General features: G+C 59.5%; 23 protein-coding genes and 1 tRNA gene. 13 read left to right on the top strand and 11 right to left on the bottom strand.

Annotated elements, in window-relative coordinates; genetic code table 11:
* From AC1RP7_RS15205 to AC1RP7_RS15190, 4 genes are all read left to right on the top strand, one after another.
* Positions 1-227, top strand: a 227-nt coding sequence (locus AC1RP7_RS15205; protein ID WP_493183992.1) for a hypothetical protein, incomplete at its 5' end; no start/stop codon positions are given.
* A gap of 44 nt (positions 228-271) precedes the next feature.
* Positions 272-348 (top strand) — tRNA-Met (locus AC1RP7_RS15200).
* Positions 349-627: 279 nt separating this feature from the next.
* Positions 628-3,270, top strand: coding sequence for a bifunctional lysylphosphatidylglycerol flippase/synthetase MprF (mprF, locus tag AC1RP7_RS15195; RefSeq protein WP_090453509.1), 2,643 nt, complete (start codon positions 628-630; stop codon positions 3,268-3,270).
* Positions 3,270-4,565 carry a virulence factor family protein gene (locus tag AC1RP7_RS15190; protein WP_057716140.1) on the top strand — a complete coding sequence of 432 codons (1,296 nt, stop codon included), beginning with the start codon at positions 3,270-3,272 and terminating at the stop codon, positions 4,563-4,565. The genes mprF and AC1RP7_RS15190 overlap by 1 nt, the downstream gene beginning before the upstream one ends.
* A gap of 183 nt (positions 4,566-4,748) precedes the next feature.
* Here the strand turns inward: AC1RP7_RS15190 and AC1RP7_RS15185 are convergent, their stop codons facing one another.
* On the bottom strand, positions 4,749-6,650 hold the full coding sequence (locus AC1RP7_RS15185; protein WP_090453505.1) for a potassium transporter Kup: 1,902 nt from the start codon (positions 6,648-6,650) through the stop codon (positions 4,749-4,751).
* Between the two features lie 293 nt (positions 6,651-6,943).
* On the opposite strand from AC1RP7_RS15185, the gene rimO reads away from it, so the two are divergent.
* The 6 genes from rimO to tsaA all read left to right on the top strand — a co-directional run bounded on the left by rimO (position 6,944) and on the right by tsaA (position 12,182).
* The gene (gene rimO / locus AC1RP7_RS15180) at positions 6,944-8,281 is read left to right on the top strand and encodes a 30S ribosomal protein S12 methylthiotransferase RimO (protein WP_340316493.1); all 1,338 of its coding nucleotides are present in this window, start codon (positions 6,944-6,946) and stop codon (positions 8,279-8,281) included.
* Positions 8,282-8,393: 112 nt separating this feature from the next.
* Positions 8,394-8,867 carry a GNAT family N-acetyltransferase gene (locus tag AC1RP7_RS15175; protein WP_150812923.1) on the top strand — a complete coding sequence of 158 codons (474 nt, stop codon included), beginning with the start codon at positions 8,394-8,396 and terminating at the stop codon, positions 8,865-8,867.
* Positions 8,868-9,057: 190 nt separating this feature from the next.
* Complete coding sequence (locus AC1RP7_RS15170) at positions 9,058-9,768, top strand: rRNA pseudouridine synthase (RefSeq protein ID WP_057716144.1); 711 nt, start codon at positions 9,058-9,060, stop codon at positions 9,766-9,768.
* A 75-nt stretch (positions 9,769-9,843) separates the two neighbouring features.
* Positions 9,844-10,314 carry a YehS family protein gene (locus tag AC1RP7_RS15165; RefSeq protein ID WP_046041186.1) on the top strand — a complete coding sequence of 157 codons (471 nt, stop codon included), beginning with the start codon at positions 9,844-9,846 and terminating at the stop codon, positions 10,312-10,314.
* Between the two features lie 215 nt (positions 10,315-10,529).
* Positions 10,530-11,300 (top strand): SDR family oxidoreductase, encoded by a 771-nt coding sequence (locus tag AC1RP7_RS15160; protein WP_057716145.1) that lies wholly within the window; start codon positions 10,530-10,532, stop codon positions 11,298-11,300.
* A 186-nt stretch (positions 11,301-11,486) separates the two neighbouring features.
* The gene (gene tsaA, locus AC1RP7_RS15155; RefSeq protein ID WP_493182191.1) at positions 11,487-12,182 is read left to right on the top strand and encodes a tRNA (N6-threonylcarbamoyladenosine(37)-N6)-methyltransferase TrmO; all 696 of its coding nucleotides are present in this window, start codon (positions 11,487-11,489) and stop codon (positions 12,180-12,182) included.
* A gap of 182 nt (positions 12,183-12,364) precedes the next feature.
* Here tsaA and fpr read toward each other — a convergent pair whose 3' ends face one another.
* On the bottom strand, positions 12,365-13,144 hold the full coding sequence (gene fpr, locus AC1RP7_RS15150) for a ferredoxin-NADP reductase (RefSeq protein ID WP_008054100.1): 780 nt from the start codon (positions 13,142-13,144) through the stop codon (positions 12,365-12,367).
* A gap of 148 nt (positions 13,145-13,292) precedes the next feature.
* Here fpr and AC1RP7_RS15145 point away from each other — a divergent pair, with 148 nt between their 5' ends.
* Positions 13,293-14,219 carry a LysR family transcriptional regulator gene (locus tag AC1RP7_RS15145; RefSeq protein ID WP_043302480.1) on the top strand — a complete coding sequence of 309 codons (927 nt, stop codon included), beginning with the start codon at positions 13,293-13,295 and terminating at the stop codon, positions 14,217-14,219.
* Here AC1RP7_RS15145 and AC1RP7_RS15140 read toward each other — a convergent pair.
* The 3 genes from AC1RP7_RS15140 to AC1RP7_RS15130 form a co-directional block, all read right to left on the bottom strand.
* On the bottom strand, positions 14,216-14,578 hold the full coding sequence (locus tag AC1RP7_RS15140; protein ID WP_057716147.1) for a diacylglycerol kinase: 363 nt from the start codon (positions 14,576-14,578) through the stop codon (positions 14,216-14,218). The two genes, AC1RP7_RS15145 and AC1RP7_RS15140, sit on opposite strands and share 4 nt — an antisense overlap.
* A gap of 75 nt (positions 14,579-14,653) precedes the next feature.
* Positions 14,654-15,304 carry a response regulator transcription factor ErdR gene (gene erdR, locus AC1RP7_RS15135; RefSeq protein ID WP_090453499.1) on the bottom strand — a complete coding sequence of 217 codons (651 nt, stop codon included), beginning with the start codon at positions 15,302-15,304 and terminating at the stop codon, positions 14,654-14,656.
* A 218-nt stretch (positions 15,305-15,522) separates the two neighbouring features.
* Positions 15,523-16,281 (bottom strand): tRNA-uridine aminocarboxypropyltransferase, encoded by a 759-nt coding sequence (locus AC1RP7_RS15130; protein ID WP_218495046.1) that lies wholly within the window; start codon positions 16,279-16,281, stop codon positions 15,523-15,525.
* 189 nt (positions 16,282-16,470) lie between these two features.
* On the opposite strand from AC1RP7_RS15130, the gene AC1RP7_RS15125 reads away from it, so the two are divergent.
* Positions 16,471-16,893 carry a PA3611 family quorum-sensing-regulated virulence factor gene (locus tag AC1RP7_RS15125; protein ID WP_057716150.1) on the top strand — a complete coding sequence of 141 codons (423 nt, stop codon included), beginning with the start codon at positions 16,471-16,473 and terminating at the stop codon, positions 16,891-16,893.
* Here the strand turns inward: AC1RP7_RS15125 and AC1RP7_RS15120 are convergent, their stop codons facing one another.
* Positions 16,894-17,088, bottom strand: a complete 195-nt coding sequence (locus AC1RP7_RS15120; protein WP_057716151.1) for a hypothetical protein — start codon at positions 17,086-17,088, stop codon at positions 16,894-16,896.
* Positions 17,089-17,569: 481 nt separating this feature from the next.
* Between AC1RP7_RS15120 and AC1RP7_RS15115 the strand changes: the two genes are divergently transcribed.
* Complete coding sequence (locus AC1RP7_RS15115; RefSeq protein WP_493182189.1) at positions 17,570-18,688, top strand: LOG family protein; 1,119 nt, start codon at positions 17,570-17,572, stop codon at positions 18,686-18,688.
* Positions 18,689-18,732: 44 nt separating this feature from the next.
* Here AC1RP7_RS15115 and recX read toward each other — a convergent pair whose 3' ends face one another.
* The 5 genes from recX to AC1RP7_RS15090 form a co-directional block, all read right to left on the bottom strand.
* Entirely contained in the window at positions 18,733-19,200 is a 468-nt protein-coding gene (gene recX, locus AC1RP7_RS15110) for a recombination regulator RecX (protein WP_493182187.1), read from the bottom strand.
* A gap of 8 nt (positions 19,201-19,208) precedes the next feature.
* Positions 19,209-20,267: a recombinase RecA gene (gene recA / locus AC1RP7_RS15105; protein WP_007996915.1), complete on the bottom strand. Its 1,059-nt coding sequence runs from the start codon at positions 20,265-20,267 to the stop codon at positions 19,209-19,211.
* An 83-nt stretch (positions 20,268-20,350) separates the two neighbouring features.
* Positions 20,351-20,851: a CinA family protein gene (locus AC1RP7_RS15100; RefSeq protein ID WP_057716659.1), complete on the bottom strand. Its 501-nt coding sequence runs from the start codon at positions 20,849-20,851 to the stop codon at positions 20,351-20,353.
* 118 nt (positions 20,852-20,969) lie between these two features.
* Entirely contained in the window at positions 20,970-21,311 is a 342-nt protein-coding gene (locus AC1RP7_RS15095) for a phage holin family protein (RefSeq protein WP_057716153.1), read from the bottom strand.
* 173 nt (positions 21,312-21,484) lie between these two features.
* Entirely contained in the window at positions 21,485-22,219 is a 735-nt protein-coding gene (locus AC1RP7_RS15090) for a LexA family transcriptional regulator (RefSeq protein ID WP_150812917.1), read from the bottom strand.
* Positions 22,220-22,357 lie beyond the last annotated feature (138 nt).

The following is a 22,357-nucleotide window of genomic DNA, read 5'->3' as shown; positions in this document are numbered from 1 at the left end:
ACCCGAAGGTCGTCGGTTCAAATCCGGCTCCCGCAACCAAACATCAAAAAAGGCTACTCGAAAGAGTGGCCTTTTTTGTGCGTGCTCGTTTTGTAGCACCGAACGCAGGAACAAGGCCTGGACGCTCAACGAGAGCGAAACCGGAAATCGTTCTGATTCCGAAACTTAGGCCATCCCTGCGACCGTTTGCCGCGATTCAACATTTATTTGACCTGCTTCAGGATTAACGGTTGACACCCCGGCGCATCTCTATAGAATGCCGCCACACAGACGCGGGATGGAGCAGTCTGGTAGCTCGTCGGGCTCATAACCCGAAGGTCGTCGGTTCAAATCCGGCTCCCGCAACCAAACATCAAAAAAGGCTACTCGAAAGAGTGGCCTTTTTTGTATCTGTTGAAAAAGTCCTTTCGCAACAATGACCTGTCACTGTGTAGCAAGCCGCTTGGGGGTCACCCATGCGCCGGGTTCAGACTATGCTCTATCACAGGCTGAAGCCTCCGCGACTGATACCGCGCCATCCCTGTTGCCGGGTGATAGGCGTTAAAATTTGTGATTATTTTTTTCTACAGGGATTGGTAACTTGGCTGGATACCTCCATCCTGTCGCGCACGATCCAAGAGGTGATTGATGCGCGCCAACTCGTCTGATTCACAAGACACTGTCACAGCGACACAACCGATCAATGCCGAGCGCCTGCGCCTGCTTGATCGTTTGAGCAAATACCGTCAACCCATTGGCCTGGCGGTCACCCTGCTGCTGTTCGCGATCGCGCTGATTGCCTGTCGCCACCTGTTAAGCGAACTCGACCTTAACGCCCTGCACGACTCGATCCTCGACGTTCCGAAACCTGCCTTGATGGGCGCACTGGCTGCAACTGTGGTGGGCTTCATCATTCTGCTCGGCTACGAATGGTCAGCCAGCCGCTATGCCGGGGCGAGCCTGGCACCGCGCACCCTGGCTCTGGGCGGTTTCACGGCCTTTGCCATCGGCAACGCCATCGGTCTTTCAATGTTGTCGGGAGGCTCGGTTCGCTATCGCCTCTATGCCCGTCATGGCCTGGGAGCGGCAGAAGTCGCCCGCATGACTTTGTTCGCCAGCCTCTCGCTGGGTTGCGCCCTGCCACCGCTGGCTGCCCTGGCGACGCTCAGCGACCTGCCAGCGGCGTCCTCCGCCCTGGGACTCTCCGAGACGTTGCTGGGCGTGGTGGCGACTGCCGTGCTCGTGCTGTTTTCAGTGCTGGCCATCGGTATCTACCGTCGACGGCTGCCGGAACAGCCTTACCCGGACAACCTGCTGGTCAGGATCGGGCGCCGCACCTTGCGTCTGCCCGGGCGTCGCCTGACCTTCCTGCAATTGGTCATCACCGCCCTGGACGTAGCCGCCGCCGCGACCGTGCTCTATCTGCTGCTGCCGGAAACACCACCCTTCGGTGCATTCCTTCTGGTTTACCTGCTGGCGCTGGCTGCCGGCGTGCTCAGCCATGTGCCGGGCGGTGTCGGGGTGTTCGAGGCCATTTTGCTGGCGGCGTTTTCCGACACCCTGGGTGCTGCGCCACTGGCGGCCGCCCTGCTGCTCTATCGCTTGATCTACGTAGTCCTGCCCTTGCTGGTGGCCTGCCTGTTGCTGCTGATCAACGAAGGCCAGCGCCTGTTCCAGACGCGCCAGACATTGCGCGCGGCCTCGGGTCTGGCGGCTCCGATACTGGCGGTGCTGGTGTTCCTGTCCGGTGTTGTCCTGCTGTTCTCCGGCGTCACCCCGGAAATCGATACGCGCCTGGAACACATCGGTTTTCTGATCCCCCATCGACTGGTCGATGCTTCGCACTTTGGCGCCAGCCTGGTCGGCGTGCTTTGCCTGTTGCTGGCCCAGGGGCTGCGCCGCCGGCTGTCGGCCGCGTGGATGCTGACCACCATTCTGTTGCTGGTCGGCGCCCTGCTCTCGCTGCTCAAAGGCTTCGACTGGGAAGAAGCCAGCCTGATGGTGCTGACGGCGAGCCTGCTCGGGGTATTCCGCCGCTCGTTCTATCGCCCCAGCCGACTGACCGAAGTACCGTTCTCGCCGCTGTACCTGGTGGCCAGCCTGTGCGTGCTCGGCGCCTCGATCTGGTTGCTGTTGTTCGCCTACCAGGACGTTCCGTACAGTCACCAACTCTGGTGGCAGTTCACTCTGGACGCCGATGCCCCTCGCGGCCTGCGCTCGCTGCTCGGGGCTGCCGTGCTGCTGGTGGTGGTGTCCCTGACCTGGCTGCTGCGCACCGCGCGCCCGGTCATTCACCTGCCCACCCCCGACGAACTGGAGCGCGCCAGCAAGATCCTCATGGCATCGGCCCAACCGGATGGCGGCCTGGCCCTGACCGGCGACAAGGCGCTGCTGTTCCACCCCAACGACGAGGCGTTCCTGATGTACGCCCGCCGTGGTCGCAGCCTGGTGGCGTTGTATGACCCGATCGGCCCGGGCCAGCAACGGGCGGAAATGATCTGGCAGTTCCGCGACCTTTGCGACATCCACCACGCCCGCCCCGTGTTCTATCAAGTGCGTGCAGAGAACCTGCCGTACTACATGGACATCGGCCTGACCGCGATCAAGCTCGGCGAAGAAGCCCGGGTCGACCTCAAGCGTTTTGATCTCGAAGCCAAGGGCAAAGAGATGAAGGACCTGCGCTACACCTGGAACCGTGGCACCCGCGACGGCCTGTCCCTGGAAATCCATGAACCCGGCCAGGCGCCGATGGATGAGCTCAAGGTAATTTCCGATGCCTGGCTGACCGGCAAGAACGTCCGGGAGAAAGGTTTTTCACTGGGCCGCTTCAGCGATGACTACCTCAAGCATTTTCGCATCGCGGTGATTCGTTTCGAAGGACGCCCGGTGGCGTTCGCAAACTTGCTCGAGACCTACGGCCATGACCTGGCCAGCCTCGACCTGATGCGCGCGCACCCGGATGCACCGAAGCTGACCATGGAGTTCATGATGGTCGGCCTGATTCAACATTATAAAAATCATGGATACGCGCGTTTCAGCCTGGGCATGGTGCCGTTGTCGGGGTTGCAACCCCGTCGCGGCGCACCCTTGACCCAGCGCCTTGGCTCGATGGTATTCCGCCGTGGTGAGCAGCTGTACAACTTCCAAGGCTTGCGCCGCTTCAAAGACAAGTTCCAGCCTGATTGGGAACCCCGTTATATGGCCGTGCCCGCCGGACTCGATCCGCTGGTTGCGCTGGCCGACACCGCTGCCCTGATCGCGGGTGGCTTGACCGGATTGGTGAAACGCTGATGATTCAACGCTCCTTGCGGTATGTATTGGGCACACTGGTGATAGTGGCCCTGATTCTCGGTGGCGGTTTCTGGTACCTGAAACGCCCGGCACCGGAGCCGACCCTCGAATTGCTGACCCCGGCCGATGGTGCAGCGATGACCCGTGTCATCCCCGGCACAACGCCACGCGCCCAGGTGCTGGTGGCGGTCAACGAAGACCAGAAACTCAGCGACAAGCAATTGATGACGCTGAGCCGCAGTGGTTCGGCGCAAATTGTCCAGGTGATCCTGCCCAAGGATTGCCTGCTGCAAAGCCGCGCCCTGCAATCGGGCCTGCGCGAACTCAAAGGCCCCGCGACCCTGGTCAGCGGCATCGGCCCTGGCGCTGTGCTGGCCTGGCGCTGGTTGTCCGAGCAAAAGGACGACAAGGCCCAGGCCGTCTCGGTCGACCTGGCCCTGGAAAAGGGCGGCTGCACTCACCTGCTGCCCAAAAGCGCGGCCCACGGTCACTGGCTAGTCGCGTGGAACGACAACCCGGACGACACCAGTGCCGGCTTCGTGCGTGATCAACCGAACGCCGAAACCAGCATCAGCGACTACGACATCAACCTGCCGCAAGTGCTGAACAACGAACTGCGCAAGATCCTCGTCGGTGGCGACAAAGCCGCTGGCGGCCTGCAGATCCCGGTGGTCGAAGTGCCAGCGGGCCAGGCCAGTGACACCGTGACCCTGTTCCTGTCCGGCGACGGCGGCTGGCGCGACCTCGACCGCGACGTGGCGGGCGAGATGGCCAAGATAGGCTACCCGGTGGTCGGCATCGACACCCTGCGCTACTACTGGCAGCACAAGAGCCCGGAGCAAAGCGCGCTGGACCTGACTGAACTGATGCAACACTACCGGCAGAAATGGGGCACCAAGCGCTTCATCCTGACCGGCTATTCGTTCGGCGCCGACGTACTGCCGGCGATCTACAACCGCCTGGCCGAATCGGAACAGCAACGCGTCGACGCGATCATCCTGCTGGCCTTCGCCCGTACCGGCAGCTTCGAGATCGAAGTCGAAGGCTGGCTCGGCAACGCCGGCAAGGAAGCCGCCACCGGCCCGGAAATGGCCAAGCTGCCAGCCGCCAAAGTGGTGTGCATCTACGGCGAAGAAGAAACCGACGAGAGTGGCTGCACCGACAAGACGGCGGTGGGCGAAGCCATCAAGCTGCCTGGCGGCCACCACTTCGACGAGAACTATCCGGCGCTGGCCAAGCGCCTGGTGGATGTGATCGAGAAGCGTCAAGCCAAAGAAGCAGAAGCTCAAGAGTGATCTGAGCCTCGTTGAAGAAAAGCCCTCGCCATCTCACGATAGCGGGGGCTTTTTCATTCAACACCACAACACACTGTAGGAGCGAGCTTGCTCGCGGTGGACGTCAACGATGACGCGGAAATCCTGAATAAACGCGGTGCATTTGAGACCATCGCGAGCAAGCTCGCTCCTACAGGATAAGGTTTACATTTCGACCTGCGTCCCCAATTCAATCACCCGGTTCAGCGGCAGATTAAAGAAACGCAGGTTGCCGTTGGCGTTCTGCAACATGAACGCAAACAGCGCCTCGCGCCAGCGCGACATGCCTTCGAGCTTGGAGGCGATGACCGTTTCGCGGCTGAGGAAGTACGTGGTGCGCATGGGGCTGAAGTCCAGCTCATCGAGATGACACAGCTTCAGCGCCTGCGGTACGTCCGGCTCATCGGTGAAGCCGAAATGCAGGATGACCCGGAAGAACCCTTCGCCATAGGAGTCGACCTCGAAGCGTCGATTCGGCGGCACCCGCGGGATGTCTTCGTACACTACCGTCAGCAGCACCACTTGCTCGTGCAGTACCTGGTTATGCAGCAGGTTGTGCAACAGCGCGTGGGGCACGGCATCCGGCCGTGCCGTCAGGAACACGGCGGTGCCCTGAACACGATGGGGTGGTTGTACGGCAATGCTGCTGATGAAGATCGGCAGCGGCAATCCACCCTCATCGATACGCTCGACCAGCAACTGCTTGCCGCGCTTCCAGGTGGTCATCAGCACAAACAGCGCGAAACCCGCGATCACCGGGAATGCACCGCCCTGAACGATTTTCGGCACGTTGGCGGCGAAGTACAGACCATCGACCAACAGGAAGCCGAACAATATCGGAACCGCGAAGATTGGTGGCCACTTCCACAGCAGCAGCATCACCGCCGACACCAGGATGGTGGTCATCAGCATGGTGCCCGTTACTGCCACGCCGTAGGCCGAGGCCAGGGCACCGGAGGATTCGAAACCGATCACCAGCAGGATCACGCCGACCATCAACGCCCAGTTCACCGCACCGATGTAGATCTGGCCCTGTTCGGCACTGGAAGTGTGTCGGATGTGCATGCGCGGAATGTAACCGAGCTGGATCGCCTGGCGGGTCAGGGAGAACGCACCGGAAATCACCGCTTGCGAGGCAATCACCGTGGCCAGGGTCGACAGGCCGACCAGCGGGATCAACGCCCAGCTCGGCGCCAGCAGGTAGAAGGGGTTACGGGCCGCTTCCGGATCACCTAGCAGCAGCGCGCCCTGGCCGAAGTAGTTCAGCACCAGCGCCGGCAGTACAAGGATGAACCACGCACGTGCGATCGGCTTGCGGCCGAAGTGGCCCATGTCCGCGTACAGCGCTTCGGCACCGGTCAATGCCAGCACCACGGCGCCGAGAATCGTCACGCCCATGCCCGGATGGACCATGAAGAAACGTACGCCCCACATCGGGTTCATCGCTTCCAGGACTTCCGGATGCTGGCTGATGCCATAGACGCCCAATGCACCCAGCACGAGGAACCAGGTGACCATGATCGGCCCGAACAGAATGCCGATGCGCGCCGTGCCGTGACGCTGGATCAGAAACAGCGCGACCAGCACCACCAGCGACAGCGGCACGACCCAATGGTCGATACCTTCGAACGCCAGCCCCAGGCCTTCAATCGCCGACAGTACGGAGATCGCCGGGGTGATCATGCTGTCGCCATAGAACAATGCCGCGCCGATCAGTCCGCAGACCACCAGCAACATGCGCAATTTGGCATGCCCCGCCGCCGCCCGCCGGGCCAGTGCGGTCAAGGCCATGATCCCGCCTTCGCCCTGGTTGTCGGCGCGCAGCACGAACATCATGTACTTGATCGACACGACCCAGATCAGCGACCAGAAAATGAGCGCAAGAATCCCCAGCACCCCGTCATGGTTGACCGGCACGCCATAGCCTCCGGAAAACACTTCCTTCAGGGTGTACAACGGACTGGTGCCGATATCGCCATAAACCACCCCGACAGCCGCGACCAGCATGCCGATCGGCTTCACCGCCGAATGCTCGGCATCGGTAGCCTGACTACTTGCCTGACCCATCCACCACTCCTACTTCTCAGACCCGGGCTTCTTTGAAAGAAGCACTATGCTTTGTCGTGCAGCATGCGCTGTTTTACTTCACGTTACAGACGTTTTGTTGACAGTAAAAAATCTGTAAAGCGTAACGGCGCGAAGCATAGCGCAGCACTCGTCGTATTTCCCCGCATAAAGCTGGTCAAGTGAACGACTCATCGCTAGAATTGCGCACTTTTTGATCAGAGGCGCAGTTCAAGCGCCCGTCCGTCGGTTTTGCCCTGCCCGGCAAGCGGCGTCACAAAATACCGAGGTTAGACATGTCCACCACTCCTGCGCCGGCCAATCCAAAGGTTGGCTTCGTATCCCTGGGTTGCCCCAAAGCACTGGTCGACTCCGAGCGCATCCTTACCCAGCTGCGCATGGAAGGCTATGACGTGGTGTCCACTTACCAGGACGCCGATGTCGTGGTAGTCAACACTTGCGGCTTCATCGATTCGGCCAAGGCCGAGTCCCTGGAAGTGATTGGCGAAGCCATCAAGGAAAACGGCAAGGTCATCGTGACCGGCTGCATGGGCGTCGAAGAAGGCAACATTCGCAACGTACACCCGAGCGTGCTGGCGGTGACCGGCCCGCAGCAGTACGAGCAAGTGGTCAATGCCGTGCACGAAGTCGTGCCGCCGCGCCAGGACCACAACCCGCTGATCGACCTGGTGCCGCCACAAGGCATCAAGCTGACCCCGCGCCACTACGCCTACCTGAAGATTTCCGAAGGCTGCAACCACAGCTGCAGCTTCTGCATCATCCCGTCGATGCGCGGCAAACTGGTCAGCCGCCCGGTGGGTGATGTGCTCGACGAGGCCCAGCGTCTGGTCAAGTCCGGCGTCAAAGAGCTGTTGGTGATCTCCCAGGACACCAGCGCCTACGGCGTCGACGTGAAATACCGCACCGGTTTCTGGAACGGCGCGCCGGTGAAAACCCGCATGACCGAACTCTGCGAAGCCCTGAGCACCCTCGGCGTCTGGGTTCGCCTGCACTACGTTTACCCGTACCCGCACGTTGACGAGCTGATCCCGTTGATGGCCGCCGGCAAGATCCTGCCGTACCTGGACATCCCGTTCCAGCACGCCAGCCCGAAAGTGCTCAAGTCGATGAAACGCCCGGCGTTCGAAGACAAGACCCTGGCGCGGATCAAGAACTGGCGCGAAATCTGCCCGGACCTGATCATCCGTTCGACCTTCATCGTCGGCTTCCCGGGCGAGACCGAAGAAGACTTCCAGTACCTGCTGAACTGGCTGACCGAAGCCCAGCTCGACCGCGTCGGCTGCTTCCAGTACTCGCCGGTTGAAGGCGCACCGGCCAATGACCTGGACCTGGAAGTCGTCCCGGACGACATCAAGCAGGACCGCTGGGAGCGCTTCATGGCGCACCAGCAGTCCATCAGCTCGGCGCGTCTGCAAATGCGCATCGGCCGTGAGATTGAAGTGCTGGTCGATGAAGTCGACGAGCAAGGCGCGGTCGGCCGCTGCTTCTTCGATGCCCCGGAAATCGACGGCAACGTATTCATCGACAACGGCAGCAACCTCAAGCCGGGCGACAAGGTCTGGTGCAAAGTGACCGACGCCGACGAATACGATCTGTGGGCTGAACAGATCTAAACGCAAAAAATACGCAAAGCCCCGCTCTCTTGACGAGATGCGGGGCTTTTTTACGGCTATCGTTTGCACATGGAAGGATTCCTATCAACCACTGCATAAGAGGCAGACGGGCATGCGTCAGCATTCGGTCATCCACACGCCGAAACTCGGCGACTACGAAGAATTGACCCGGGTCTGGGAGGCCTCGGTACGCGCCACCCACGACTTTCTGCCAGACAGCTACATCGAACTGCTGAAGAACCTGGTGCTGACCCGCTACCTCGACGCGGTGATGCTGATCTGCACCAAGGATTCGAACCAGCGCATCACCGGGTTCGCCGGCGTCGCGGCGGGCAAGATCGAAATGCTCTTCATCGACCCCGACCATCGCGGCCAGGGCCTGGGCAAGAAATTGTTGCACTATGCCCTGGAACACCTGAACGCCGACGAACTGGACGTCAACGAACAGAACCCGCAAGCCCTCGGCTTTTACTTCAAGCAAGGCTTCGAGGTCATCGGTCGTTCGGAGGTCGATGGCATGGGCCAGCCGTATCCGTTGTTGCACATGCGTTTGCGTCAGGACCAGCAAAAATCACGGCATGGATGACACAACACAGATCAAATGTGGGAGCGGGCTTGCTCGCGAAGGCGGTGTGTCAGCCAACATACATGTTGAGGCTGATGGCCCTTTCGCGAGCAAGCCCGCTCCCACAAAAAGCCTCACTGCGTAAATGGAACCGGGATTAACCGGCGCCAGGCAGGTACAATGCCCACCCCCTTTTTGTTACGGCCCTGACATGACTGACCCGATTCGTCTCTCCAAACGCCTCATCGAACTCGTCGGCTGTTCCCGTCGGGAGGCTGAGCTGTTCATCGAGGGCGGCTGGGTCACCGTCGACGGTGTGGTCATCGACGAGCCGCAATTCAAGGTCGACACCCAGAAAGTCGAGCTTGATCCAGAAGCCAAGGCCACCGCACCGGAACCGGTGACCCTGCTGCTCAATGTGCCCGCAGGCATGGACGCAGACACCGCCTTGGCCACCCTCGGCGCCGAGACCCTGAGCGAAGAGCACCGCTACGGCAAGCGCCCGTTGCGCGGGCACTTCCTGCGCCTGACCGCCAGCACCGACCTGCAGGCCAACGCCAGCGGGCTGCTGGTGTTCACCCAGGACTGGAAAATCCTGCGCAAACTCACCGCCGACTCCAGCAAGATCGAGCAAGAGTATGTGGTCGAGGTTGAAGGCGAGATGGTGGCCCACGGCCTGAACCGCCTGAACCACGGCCTGACCTACAAGGGCAAGGAGTTGCCGGCGGTCAAGGCCAGCTGGCAGAACGAGAACCGTCTGCGCTTTGCCATGAAGAACCCGCAGCCGGGCATCATCGCCCTGCTCTGCCAGGCGGTCGGCCTCAAGGTCGTCGGTATCCGCCGTATTCGCATCGGTGGCGTGTCCATCGGCAAAGTGCCGGTGGGGCAATGGCGCTATCTGTCCGGCAAAGAGAAGTTCTAAGGCTTTTCTCGCCGCCATCCATTTCGGCGCCGCGCCTGGCCGCGACGCCCACAGCTGAATATCAGGACTGCACACATGATTCATAACGACGTACTGCGCAGCGTGCGCTACATGCTCGACATCAGCGACAAGAAAGTCATCGAGATCATCAAGCTCGGCGGCCTGGACGTGACCCTGCCGGATCTGTTGACCTACCTCGACAAGAAAGAGGAAGACGAGGAAGGTTTCGTACGCTGCCCGGACGAAGTCATGGCGCACTTCCTTGACGGTCTGGTGATCTTCAAGCGCGGCAAGGACGAAAGCCGCCCGCCGCAGCCGATCGAAGTGCCGGTGACCAATAACATCATCCTGAAAAAGCTGCGGGTGGCGTTCGAGCTGAAAGAAGACGACATGCACGCGATCCTCAAGGCTGCCGAGTTCCCGGTGTCCAAGCCTGAACTGAGCGCACTGTTCCGCAAGTTCGGTCACACCAACTATCGCCCGTGCGGCGACCAGCTGCTACGCAATTTCCTCAAGGGCCTGACCCTGCGAGTGCGCCCGCAGTAAGCTCAAGACACATCTGTTTTCTGTAGGAGCTGGCTTGCCAGCGATGGTCGCAAACGATAACGCGTGCTGACTGGATGAGCGCGGCGGTCTCTCATCCTTCGCTGGCAAGCCAGCTCCTACAGGACCGAATGCCTCCCTATTCCGCGCAAAAATAGTGGCTCCGCTTCTGGCGGCTGACGACTAGGGTGTAAAGACCTCAGTTCTCAGGATTCGCCATGCATCCCTACTTTTCCCTGCAAGGCCGCACCGCCCTGGTGACCGGCGGCACCCGTGGTATCGGCAAGATGATCGCCAAGGCCTACGTCGAGGCGGGCGCCACCGTATACGTCTGCGCCCGCGACGTCGAAGCCTGCCAGCAAACCGCTGACGAACTCGGTGCACTTGGCCGCTGCCGCGCCATCGCGGCGAACCTCGCCACCGAAGAGGGCGTCCTGCAACTGGCCACGCGCCTGGGCGAGCAGATCACTCATCTGGACATCCTGGTTAACAATGCCGGCACCACCTGGGGCGCGCCATTGGAGAGCTACCCGATCAAGGGCTGGGAAAAAGTCATGCAGCTCAACGTGACGTCGGTGTTCAACTGCATCCAGCAGTTCCTGCCCCTGCTGCGCAAGGCCGGTTCCGAAGCGAATCCGGCGCGGATCATCAACATAGGATCGGTGGCAGGGATTTCCTCCTTCGGCGAGCAGGCGTATGCCTACGGGCCGAGCAAGGCTGCGTTGCACCAACTGTCGAGGATTCTGGCGCGCGAACTGGTGAGCCAGCACATCAACGTCAACGTGATCGCCCCGGGGCGGTTTCCGAGCAAGATGACCCAGCACATCGGCAATGATGAACAGGCGCTGGCGCAGGATACGGCGTTGATCCCGATGAAGCGTTGGGGCCGCGAGGAGGAAATGGCGGCGCTGGCGATCAGCCTGGCGAGTACTGCCGGGGCTTATATGACCGGGAATATCATTCCGCTGGATGGTGGATTCAGCCTGTAGATCGGCGGTGCGGCCATCGCGGGCAAGCCACGCTCCCACAGGTTTTGAGACGGACACAAATCTTGTGTGCGCTCGAGAACCCTGTGGGAGCGTGGCTTGCCCGCGATGACGGACTGATAGGCGCCACCGGGCCAAAGGCCGTGTGGGTTATCATGCCTGCCTTAAATTCCACCTCGACCCCAAACCATGACCTACAGCGTTTCCCCCATCGGCTTCGTGCGCTCCTGCTTCAAGGAGAAATTCGCCATTCCGCGCCAACCGCAACTGGCCCCGGCTGCCCGTGGCGTGCTGGAACTGGTGGCTCCGTTCGATCAAGGGGACGCGGTACAAGGCCTGGAGCAGGTCAGCCACGTGTGGCTGCTGTTCCTGTTCCACCAGGCCCTGGAAGAAAAACCTCGCTTGAAGGTCCGCCCACCGCGCCTCGGCGGCAACAAGTCCATGGGCGTGTTCGCCACCCGCGCCACCCACCGCCCCAATGGCATCGGTCAATCCGTGGTCAAGCTGGACAAGATCGAAGCCAATCGCCTGTGGATATCCGGTATTGACTTGCTCGACGGCACGCCGATTCTCGACATAAAACCCTACGTGCCTTACGCCGACATCATCGATACAGCCACCAACAGCATCGCCAGCGCTGCGCCGCTGTTGATTCCCGTGCAGTGGACGGACGCAGCGCTGCAACAGGCTCACGAACACGCTCAGCGCCTTGAGGAGCCTTTGGTTGAGTTGATCGAGCAATGCCTGGCGCAGGATCCACGCCCGGCCTATCAAATGCCTGCACCCGAGCGGGAATACGGCGCGCAGTTCTGGGATCTGGATGTGCGTTGGCATTACCCGGAAACAAACGTGATCCGGGTCCTGGAAGTTATCCCGGTTAAATAAACCCGGCAACGAAAAAGCCCGCATGACCTTTTCAGGCCATGCGGGCTTTTCTTTGTGCTGCGAACCTACTGTAGGAGCTGGCTTGCCAGCGATGGGCTCGAACTCACCGCGTTAAACCAGAAAACGCGCGTTATCGTTAACGACCATCGCGAGCGAGCTCGCTCCTACAACGTGACCTGCGGTCACTTCTCGACGAACGCTCGCTCGATCAGGTAATCACCCGGCTCGCGCATCCGCGGCGAAACCTTCAGGCCGAAGCTGTTCAGCACTTCACTGGTCTCGTCGAGCATGCTCGGGCTGCCGCACAGCATGGCGCGGTCGTCCTGCGGGTTGATCGGTGGCAGACCGATGTCGCTGAACAGCTTGCCGCTGCGCATCAGGTCGGTCAGGCGACCTTCGTTCTCGAACGGCTCACGGGTCACGGTCGGGTAGTAGATCAACTTGTCACGCAGCGCATCACCGAAGAACTCGTTCTGCGGCAGGTGCTCGGTGATGAACTCGCGGTAAGCGACTTCGTTGACGTAACGAACGCCGTGGCACAGGATCACTTTTTCGAAGCGCTCGTAGGTTTCCGGGTCCTGGATGACGCTCATGAACGGCGCCAGACCGGTGCCGGTGCTGAGCAGGTACAAATGTTTGCCAGGCTTGAGGTCATCCAGTACCAGCGTGCCGGTAGGCTTCTTGCTGATGATGATCTCATCGCCTTCCTTCAGATGCTGTAACTGCGAAGTCAGCGGACCATCAGGCACCTTGATGCTGAAGAACTCGAGATGCTCTTCCCAGTTCGGGCTGGCAATCGAGTAAGCGCGCATAAGCGGGCGGCCGTTGGGCTGTTGCAGGCCGATCATCACGAACTGACCGTTCTCGAAGCGCAGGCCCGGATCACGGGTGCACTTGAAGCTGAACAGAGTGTCGTTCCAGTGGTGAACACTGAGGACACGCTCGTGGTTCATGTTGCTCATGTACGTGGGACTCCTGGAGATTTGTCTGCGCGTGTTCGGCGCCTGCTCTGCAAAAAAAGCCAGCTCTGCGCAATTGCATCGCATTCTAAAGGCAGAGACAATATCTGTTAAATGGATTATTAAGATAAGGGTTATCGGTTATATCGATATGCGATTTACTCTCCGTCAACTTCAAGTATTCGTCGCCGTCGCCCAGCAGGAAAGTGTGTCCCGTGCCGCGGGCCTGCTCAACCTCTCGCAATCGGCGGCGAGCACCTCGATCACCGAACTGGAGCGCCAGTGCAGCTGCCAGTTGTTCGACCGTGCCGGCAAACGGTTGAGCCTGAACGCCCTGGGCAAACAGCTGTTGCCACAAGCGGTGGCGCTGCTGGACCAGGCCAAGGAAATCGAGGACCTGCTCAATGGCAAATCCGGTTTCGGCTCGCTGGCCGTGGGTGCGACCCTGACCATCGGCAATTACCTGGCCACATTGTTGATCGGCAGCTTCATGCAGCGCCACCCGGAAAGCCAAGTGAAGCTGCATGTACAGAACACCGCCAATATCGTGCAGCAAGTGGCCCACTATGAAATTGATCTGGGTCTAATCGAAGGCGACTGCAGTCATCCGGACATCGAAGTGCAAAGCTGGGTCGAGGACGAACTGGTGGTGTTTTGCGCCCCCCAGCATCCGTTGGCCAAGCGTGGCACGGCCACCATGGAGGAGTTGAGCCACGAAGCCTGGATCCTGCGCGAACAGGGCTCGGGCACGCGGTTGACCTTCGATCAAGCCATGCGCCATCACCGCACTTCGTTAAACATCCGGCTCGAGCTTGAGCACACCGAAGCGATCAAACGCGCGGTGGAGTCTGGTTTGGGGATTGGCTGCATTTCCAGGCTGGCTTTGCGCGACGCATTTCGCCGCGGCAGCCTGGTGCCTGTCGAGACGCCGGATCTGGATCTGGCGCGACAGTTTTATTTCATCTGGCATAAACAGAAATATCAGACCTCGGCGATGCGCGAGTTCCTCGATCTGTGCCGCGCCTTCACCGCCGGGGTTCAGCGCAGCGACGAGATCGTGCTGCCGACGATCGCCTAGAGCAGAATCACCGCCCATACCAGGGCAATCATGCTCAATGCCACGGCCTGGGCGGCACTGCCCATGTCCTTGGCATTCTTGGACAGCGGGTGCCGCTCAAGGGAAATGCGGTCGATGGCCGCTTCCACGGCCGAGTTGAGCAACTCGACGATCAACGCCAACAGGCATACCGCGATCAACAACGCCTGTTCGACCCGGCTGACATTCAGGAAGAACGACAACGGAATCAGGATGACGTTGAGCAATACCAATTGCCGAAAGGCAGCTTCACCGGTGAAGGCTGCGCGCAGGCCGTCCAGCGAATAACCGGAAGCATTGAGAATACGTTTCAGGCCGGTCTGGCCTTTGAAAGGTGACATAGAGTGGGCAACTGGCAAAAAAGAAGTGGGAAAGCTAGTTCAACCAAAGTCAAAAAAGCGTGAATTTGCCAGCCTTTAATGGCTGGAAATTGACTCAAGTTGTTGCAAGAGCAGCGCGGCCTGGGTCCGGGTCCGCACATTCAGTTTACGGAAAATCGCGGTCACGTGCGCCTTGATAGTCGCCTCGGAAACACTCAGCTCGTAGGCGATCTGCTTGTTCAGCAAGCCTTCGCAGACCATGGTCAGCACCCGGAATTGCTGCGGGGTGAGGCTGGCAAGCCCTTCGCTGGCCGCCTTGGCTTCATCCGAGACGCTGACCGCTTCGAACGCCTGTGGCGGCCAGAACACGTCGCCATCGAGGACCGCCCGCACGGCTTTCTGGATCACACTCAAGTCGCTGGATTTGGGAATGAAGCCACTGGCGCCGAATTCACGAGACTTGACCATGATGGTCGGTTCTTCCTGGGCCGAGACCATGACCACCGGAATCTGCGGGTACTGCCCCCGCAGCAGGACCAGCCCGGAAAAACCGTAGGCCCCCGGCATGTTCAGGTCCAGCAGCACCAGATCCCAGTCGGACTTTTCCGTCAGGCGGGCTTCCAGTTCGGCGATGCTCGCCACTTCCACCAGACGGACATCCGGGCCAAGGCCCAAGGTCAGCGCTTGATGCAAGGCACTACGAAAAAGTGGGTGGTCATCGGCAATCAGGATTTCGTATGTGGCCATTTTTCAAATGATCCTGTTTTTCATGGGACGCCCGATGCATTCGGACCTCGCCAAAGCACCTCAAGGCACAGCCACGGAGCTGCACTGACAAGGCACGCTCAGCGCAAAAAACGGCGCCGAAAACTCCGGCCGCACCCTAATCGGCGCCAAGCATGCCCAGCGAAGCCGGGGTGGTCAAGCAGCATGGCCGGTACACTTTATTGCAGTATGCGCGACAATCAGTCCATCAATGGGGCGGCCACCTGAACATAGGGCATCAATTCGGCGTGTGCAGGGGTCGAAACGTTCATGTCCAACTGATGCTTGGCATCGAGGTAATGCTGGCTGAACACATCAAAGTAGGCATCCAGCGCCGATGCCGCGGCGACATCACCTGCAAGGTCAAGGCATAGCGCCGCCACTTCCGCCGTGCACAGATGCTCGCTGCGGGTCGAGCGGCGCAATCGGTAGCGGGAGAGTTTCTCCGGCAACAGGCTGAGGATCGGCAGTCGATCGAAATAGGGGCTCTTGCGAAAGATCTTTCGCGCTTCAGTCCAGGTCGCATCCAACAGAATGAAAAGCGGGCGCTTCGTGCCATCGACGTCCACGCTGTTTGTCACGCGCTCAGGTTCGACGTACTCACCCGGAAACACCAGGTAAGGCTGCCATTGCGGGTCGGACAACAGCGCCAGCAACTTCGGATCAATCTCGGTACGGGACCAGATGAACGCATGGTTGTCAGGCACCACGTCGGCAATCAGCCAACCGGTGTTGCTCGGTTTGAACACCTCCTTGTTGGTCATGATCAGGCACACGCCGGAGCGGGTAGCGACCTGCGGACGCCATGCACACAGACAGTGACTCTCGATCACCCGGCAGTCACGGCAGCGCGGCGCACGCCAGCCGCGGGCCTGAATCGGCTTGATGCCCTCCTCTTCGCGCTGATCGCGCAAGCGGGCCACGGCATTCAAGGCAAAGCGCGCGGGGGTATGACTCATCGCGGGCAACGCCCACAGAGAAGGGAAATCGACACGAAAAACACTCGACAGGGTAAAAAGTGCCAGCAGTTTACCAGACCGCCCGGCGCAAGCCTGTACCGTCCAGCTAGCCTCCCCTATAATTCGCCGCCACTGAACGCACAGTCACGTGACGGGTCAAACCCCGCATCACTGAACCAGGAGAGTTTCATGCTGCGCCTTATCGTTCCTACCGCGGCCATTTTGCTGGCGTCGTCCTTCAACGCCCAGGCTGCGTCCTTGAAAGACACGGAACTGAACAAAATGCTGCAAAACGTCGCCACCCAAAGCAGCGTCGGCACTCCTCGAGCGATCAACGAAGACATTCTCGATCAAGGCTACACCGTTGACGGCAAACAGTTGATCAACCATCTGAGCGTGCAGAGCAGCCACGCCGACAAGATGCGCGCAGATCCAAAAGCGGTTTACTTCCAGTTGGGGGCCTCAGTCTGCCGAAACGAAGGGTTTCGCAAGCTGATGGCCAAGGGCGCGATCATGCGTTACGACTTCACTGAGGTGAAGACCAACCGCCCGGTCGGCTCCGCAAGCTTCCAGGAATCGGATTGCCTGCAACCTGCCAAGAAGAAAAAATAATCACCTGGAGTTGGCGCGCCGTTGTTCATCTTCGGCGCGCAGTTCCGCCAGCAGCGCCTGCAAGTAATGCGAACGACGCTCGCCACCGCGCAAACGTCGGCAGCACTCCTCTTCGAGACTCAAATGATGGGTCTCGGCCGATGACTTCAGCAATCGATACAGTTGCGTATCGATCTCCAGAACGACTCTGGCCATGGTTTCCCGCCTCCTTGCACTTCACTCATGTTTGAGCAAAAAATCCTTGAACCGCTTGTATTGCGCGCCTTGCCGTTGACGCAAAGTTGTCGTGTCGCACCTGTAACTTAGTAAATCAGAGTGCAGCACACGCGACGTGCGTTCAGACGAGCGGTGAAAGCACCTTGCAAATCGTCAATAAGCGGTTGCCAGGAAAGACTTTGAGGCGCAATGATCAAGGCAGCGCAAATCACTGTGAAGGTCTAGATTTCAGGGTATCCACTTTCACTTTTTCAGGCCTGGAAAGGGGCTGGCCGTCGCTTGTCGTGTTATGCGAACGTTTCTTTCATCCAAGGGAAAACAGAACCTGTTTGGATGATCCGATGCCTTTCGGGTCAAGTAGGTCGCCCAGGCATGGGCCTGGGCAGACAGCGACACATGAAGTGTCGTGGCACCGACGTACATTGTCGGGCCGAGGGTTCTGTGCAGAAGGAGAAGTTGAATGCCTTACCAACCGAACGATCTCCTGAGCCGTCATTTTGAAGAAAGCGGCCACGACCTTATCAGCAAGGTCGAAGAACAACTCAAGCTGATTTCACCCAACAGCCCGAACATCCCGATCTACCGCGACATGATCCTGACCGTGCTGCGCATGGCCCAGGAAGACCACAACCGCTGGAATGCCAAAATCACCCTGCAAGCCCTGCGCGAACTGGAGCAGGCTTTCCGCGTGCTGGAACAATTCAAGGGGCGACGCAAGGTCACTGTATTCGGCTCGGCCCGAACCCCCATGGAACATCCGCTCTACAGCATGGCCCGGGAACTCGGCGCCGCTCTGGCGCGCTCGGACATGATGGTCATTACCGGCGCCGGTGGCGGCATCATGGCCGCCGCCCATGAGGGCGCCGGACTGGCAAACAGCCTGGGGTTCAACATTACCCTGCCCTTCGAACAGCATGCCAACCCCACTGTCGACGGCACGACCAGCCTGCTGCCCTTCCACTTCTTCTTCACCCGCAAGCTGTTCTTCGTCAAGGAAGCCGACGCCCTGGTACTGTGTCCGGGTGGCTTCGGTACGCTGGATGAGGCGCTGGAAGTACTGACACTGATCCAGACCGGCAAGAGCCCATTGGTACCCGTGGTGCTGCTCGACTCGCCGGACGGCAAATTCTGGCAAGGCGCACTGGACTTCATTCACCAGCAACTGGAAGAAAACCACTACATCCTGCCCACTGACATGAAACTGGTGAAACTGGTCTACAACGTCGAAGAAGCGGTAGAGCACATCAACCAGTTCTACAGCAACTTCCACTCCAGTCGCTGGCTCAAGCATCAGTTCCTGATTCGCATGAATCACACACTCAGCGACCACGCCCTCGAACACATGCAGGAGGCGTTCGCCGACCTGTGCCTGAGCGATCATTTCCATCAGCACGCTTACAGCGGTGAAGAACACAACGAAGCCGAATTCAGCCATCTGGCGCGGCTGGTCTTCAACTTCAATGCCCGCAATCATGGTCGCCTGCGCGAGCTTGTGGACTACATCAACCTGCCGGAAAACTGGGCACAATCAAAACCCCAGGTACAACAACGCACGCGGGAGCCGTCAAAGGTTTCGTGAGGCATAAAAAACGGCCCGCCATCTAAATAGCGGGCCGTTTCAGTTCAATCGTCCATCCCTCGACCGCTGAACAGGCGGTTGATCATTTCCATGGAGTATCCCCGATACGCCAGGAACCTGCCTTGTTTGGCTCGCTCCCTGGCGTCTGCCGGCAATTGCCCGGAGAACTTGCGTCGCCAGGTATCGATCAATTGCTCCTGCCAGTCGATACCGCTCTCACGCAGGGCGAGTTCAATATCGGTGCGCTGCAGGCCACGCTGGCTCAACTCTTCACGAATGCGTAAAGGGCCATAACCGGAGCGGGCGCGGTAGGAAACGAAACTTTCCAGGTAACGGGTTTCGGACAACAACCCCTCTTCCGTCAACCGGTCGAGTGCTGTTTCGATCATTTCAGGGAGGGCGCCGCGCTGACGCAGTTTACGCGTCAGCTCGACACGACCGTGCTCGCGTCGTGCGAGCAGGTCCATTGCGGTTCGCCGCACCGCGACGAGTGTATCGAGTACGGCGGTCATCGCTTCGATCAGATATCAGCGTCAGCCAGGTCGTCTTCGGTCTCTTTGACCGCAGAAGCTTTGGCGTCCGCAACCGATGCAGGCGACAGCAGCTTGTCACGCAGTTGCTTCTCCAGCTTTGCCGCGACTTCCGGATTGTCTGCCAGGAACTTGGCCGAGTTGGCCTTGCCTTGACCAATCTTGGTGCCTTCATAGGCATACCAGGCGCCGGATTTCTCGACGAAACCGTGCAGAACACCCAGGTCGATCATCTCACCGTTGAGGTAGATGCCCTTGCCGTAAAGAATCTGGAACTCAGCCTGACGGAACGGCGAAGCCACCTTGTTCTTCACAACCTTGACGCGGGTTTCGCTACCGACGACCTCATCACCTTCTTTCACCGCACCCGTACGACGGATGTCCAGACGAACCGATGCGTAGAACTTCAGTGCGTTACCACCGGTGGTGGTTTCCGGGCTACCGAACATCACGCCAATTTTCATACGGATCTGGTTGATGAAGATCACTAGGCAGTTGGCGTTCTTGATGTTACCGGTGATTTTACGCAGTGCCTGGGACATCAGACGGGCTTGCAGGCCCACGTGCATGTCACCCATTTCGCCTTCGATTTCAGCCTTTGGCACCAGGGCGGCCACGGAGTCGACGATGATCACGTCAACCGCGTTGGAACGCACCAGCATGTCGGTGATTTCCAGGGCCTGCTCGCCGGTATCCGGCTGGGAAACCAGCAGGTCGTCGACGTTGACGCCCAGCTTGCCGGCGTACTCAGGGTCGAGGGCGTGTTCGGCGTCGACGAATGCGCAGGTCGCGCCGGCTTTTTGAGCCTGGGCGATCACGGACAAGGTCAGCGTGGTTTTACCGGAAGATTCAGGACCGTAGATTTCAACAATACGGCCTTTTGGCAGACCGCCGATGCCGAGAGCGATGTCCAGCCCCAGAGAGCCAGTGGAAATGGCCGGGATCGCCTGACGGTCCTGATCGCCCATACGCATTACGGCACCCTTGCCGAATTGACGTTCGATCTGACCCAGGGCCGCAGCCAAGGCTTTCTTCTTGTTGTCGTCCATTAAAGTCCTCACGTAATCAATAAGGCCTGACGGCCAACACCTGTATAAGTAGCCAGTATTATTCCACAGCGTTTCCGGATCGCCTACCCCTGATTTGAGATTTCTGCCGCGGCATAGCGCAGCAGCCCCTCTAGCGCGGCCTTCACCGTTTGTCGGCGGACGTCATCGCGATTACCCGGGAAGTGCTGCCGCTCGCAGAACACCTGATCTCCGACGCCCCAGGCCAGCCACACCGTGCCAACCGGCTTGTTCGCCGTTCCGCCATCCGGCCCGGCGATGCCACTGACCGCCACGGAGAAATACGCGCTATTTTTCTCCTGCGCCCCCCGGACCATCGCCTCGACCACCTCGCGGCTGACCGCGCCCACGGTGGTGAACAACTCCACCGGTACATTCAGTTGCAGGGTTTTCTGTCGGTTGGAGTAAGTGACATAACCGGCCTCGAACCAGGCCGAACTCCCGGGGATACGGGTAATTGCCTCGGCGATGCCTCCGCCGGTGCAGGACTCCGCCGTGGTGACATGGGCATTGAGAACCTGCAGGCGTCTGCCGAGTTCGGCGGCGAGCTGGGTGATTTCGTTCACGGTCATCTCCTGATCGGGCGGGATGAGGTTAACCGTACACGAGCAGACCGCACTTGCAAGCGACAGGAACGATCAAAATGTAAAGAACCGGAGGCTCTGGAAAAGGCCTGTCGGAGAATCAATCTTCCACGTCACCGGAGGGGGTATGGCCGATACCCATGCGCTTGGCCAGCCAACGCTCATACAACCCCAGAACGACGTCTGTCCCGGCCATCGCCGCTAAACAACCACCCGCACAAGCAGCCCAGATGGAAACATTGGCAGCGTGCAGCAGCATGATGACCGAAGCGCCGCAGATCATGCTGGATCCAGACCGCAGGCTCAGGCGCCGGACAAGGGACCAGCCACGAACGCCCTCTTTTTCGGCACGCCACATTTCACCGGCAACGCCACCAAGGATTGGCAGGCTGATGACCAGCCACAAAGGCATGTCCAGCAATGCATATTGCTCAGCGGTCATTTCATGCCTCCTTGAGTAGTGATCACAGCGCATTCTTTAATAGTCAGGCAGCAACATTATGCACTTATGCATATTCAGTCAATGCACAAACGCATTATTAAAAGTATGCCCAATGCTTTCAGCACACGAAAAAAACCCGCTCGGGAAGCGGGTTTTATCTAAACGGATGAGTGTTAGCGGGCGTACATACCCCACCAGAAGACATGTCCGAGGATTACAATCGGCTCCTCCTGGATCTCCTGAAAGGTGTAATCTTCGTCCGGATGCTCGTCACGGTTGAAGCTGCGCAAGCGAATGCCGGTCGGCAGGCGATAGAGTTGCTTCACCCGCAATTGGCCGTTGTGATTGATTGCATAAAGGTCGCCGTCAACGATATCGCCAATGCCGCACTTGCCGGCATTGACCCCGACCGTGGCGCCGTCGCGCAGCACCGGCAACATGCTGTTGCCCCGCACTGTCACGCATTTGGCCTGGTCGAACTGCACGCCGTTATGGCGCAGACTCCGTTTGCCGAAGCGCAGGCTAGAGCGCTCGCTCTCCTCGATAACGAATCTTCCCGATCCCGCAGCCAATTCAACCTCGCGAAGAAAGGGGACCGACACCTCGTCGTCATCGACCGGGGTATCGTCGTCCCACAGACTTATATCCTTGAGTTCCGAATGCACAGGAGCGCGCCCGGCATTGGCGGCAGACGAGACGTCCGCGCGGCCACGCAACTGGTCGGTGCTCAAGGCGAAATACTCGGCAATCTTCGAAATATGTTTATCCGAAGGATCGACGATCTTCCCGCTGAGAATGCGCGAGAGCGTGGATTGAGGCACGCCGGTGCGACGGTGAAGCTCCGTGGGGGAGATCCCGTGCTGATCGAGCAATGCCCTTAATACAGTAGATACGTTGCGCTTTTGCATAACGCGCATAGTGCTTGCACTTTTCGAAGAAGACAATGCCGATTTGCATAATCGATGCATAACATGATTTTTGCATCGTAAAGGATGTCACCCGGCCGTGGCGCCTGCGTCGGGCAGACCGCCCATGGTAACCTTGCG

Source organism: Pseudomonas sp. GW822-FHT01E03, assembly GCF_058802985.1.
The sequence above is the reverse complement of the archived record's forward strand: the minus strand, read 5'-3'. Positions and strand labels throughout refer to the sequence as shown.

Coding starts and splice junctions, on each gene's coding strand:
- AC1RP7_RS15175 (WP_150812923.1), top strand. CDS start 8,394: ATGCGTCAGCATTCGGTCATCCACACGCCGAAACTCGGCGACTACGAA.
- AC1RP7_RS15120 (WP_057716151.1), bottom strand. CDS start 17,088: ATGGCCAGAGTCGTTCTGGAGATCGATACGCAACTGTATCGATTGCTG.
- AC1RP7_RS15140 (WP_057716147.1), bottom strand. CDS start 14,578: ATGTCACCTTTCAAAGGCCAGACCGGCCTGAAACGTATTCTCAATGCT.
- erdR (WP_090453499.1), bottom strand. CDS start 15,304: ATGGCCACATACGAAATCCTGATTGCCGATGACCACCCACTTTTTCGT.
- mprF (WP_090453509.1), top strand. CDS start 628: ATGCGCGCCAACTCGTCTGATTCACAAGACACTGTCACAGCGACACAA.
- AC1RP7_RS15190 (WP_057716140.1), top strand. CDS start 3,270: ATGATTCAACGCTCCTTGCGGTATGTATTGGGCACACTGGTGATAGTG.
- AC1RP7_RS15095 (WP_057716153.1), bottom strand. CDS start 21,311: ATGACCGCTGAGCAATATGCATTGCTGGACATGCCTTTGTGGCTGGTC.
- AC1RP7_RS15125 (WP_057716150.1), top strand. CDS start 16,471: ATGCTGCGCCTTATCGTTCCTACCGCGGCCATTTTGCTGGCGTCGTCC.
- AC1RP7_RS15165 (WP_046041186.1), top strand. CDS start 9,844: ATGATTCATAACGACGTACTGCGCAGCGTGCGCTACATGCTCGACATC.
- AC1RP7_RS15170 (WP_057716144.1), top strand. CDS start 9,058: ATGACTGACCCGATTCGTCTCTCCAAACGCCTCATCGAACTCGTCGGC.
- AC1RP7_RS15185 (WP_090453505.1), bottom strand. CDS start 6,650: ATGGGTCAGGCAAGTAGTCAGGCTACCGATGCCGAGCATTCGGCGGTG.
- AC1RP7_RS15160 (WP_057716145.1), top strand. CDS start 10,530: ATGCATCCCTACTTTTCCCTGCAAGGCCGCACCGCCCTGGTGACCGGC.
- recX (WP_493182187.1), bottom strand. CDS start 19,200: ATGACCGCCGTACTCGATACACTCGTCGCGGTGCGGCGAACCGCAATG.
- rimO (WP_340316493.1), top strand. CDS start 6,944: ATGTCCACCACTCCTGCGCCGGCCAATCCAAAGGTTGGCTTCGTATCC.
- tsaA (WP_493182191.1), top strand. CDS start 11,487: ATGACCTACAGCGTTTCCCCCATCGGCTTCGTGCGCTCCTGCTTCAAG.
- fpr (WP_008054100.1), bottom strand. CDS start 13,144: ATGAGCAACATGAACCACGAGCGTGTCCTCAGTGTTCACCACTGGAAC.
- AC1RP7_RS15115 (WP_493182189.1), top strand. CDS start 17,570: ATGCCTTACCAACCGAACGATCTCCTGAGCCGTCATTTTGAAGAAAGC.
- AC1RP7_RS15130 (WP_218495046.1), bottom strand. CDS start 16,281: ATGAGTCATACCCCCGCGCGCTTTGCCTTGAATGCCGTGGCCCGCTTG.
- AC1RP7_RS15145 (WP_043302480.1), top strand. CDS start 13,293: ATGCGATTTACTCTCCGTCAACTTCAAGTATTCGTCGCCGTCGCCCAG.
- AC1RP7_RS15090 (WP_150812917.1), bottom strand. CDS start 22,219: ATGCAAAAGCGCAACGTATCTACTGTATTAAGGGCATTGCTCGATCAG.
- recA (WP_007996915.1), bottom strand. CDS start 20,267: ATGGACGACAACAAGAAGAAAGCCTTGGCTGCGGCCCTGGGTCAGATC.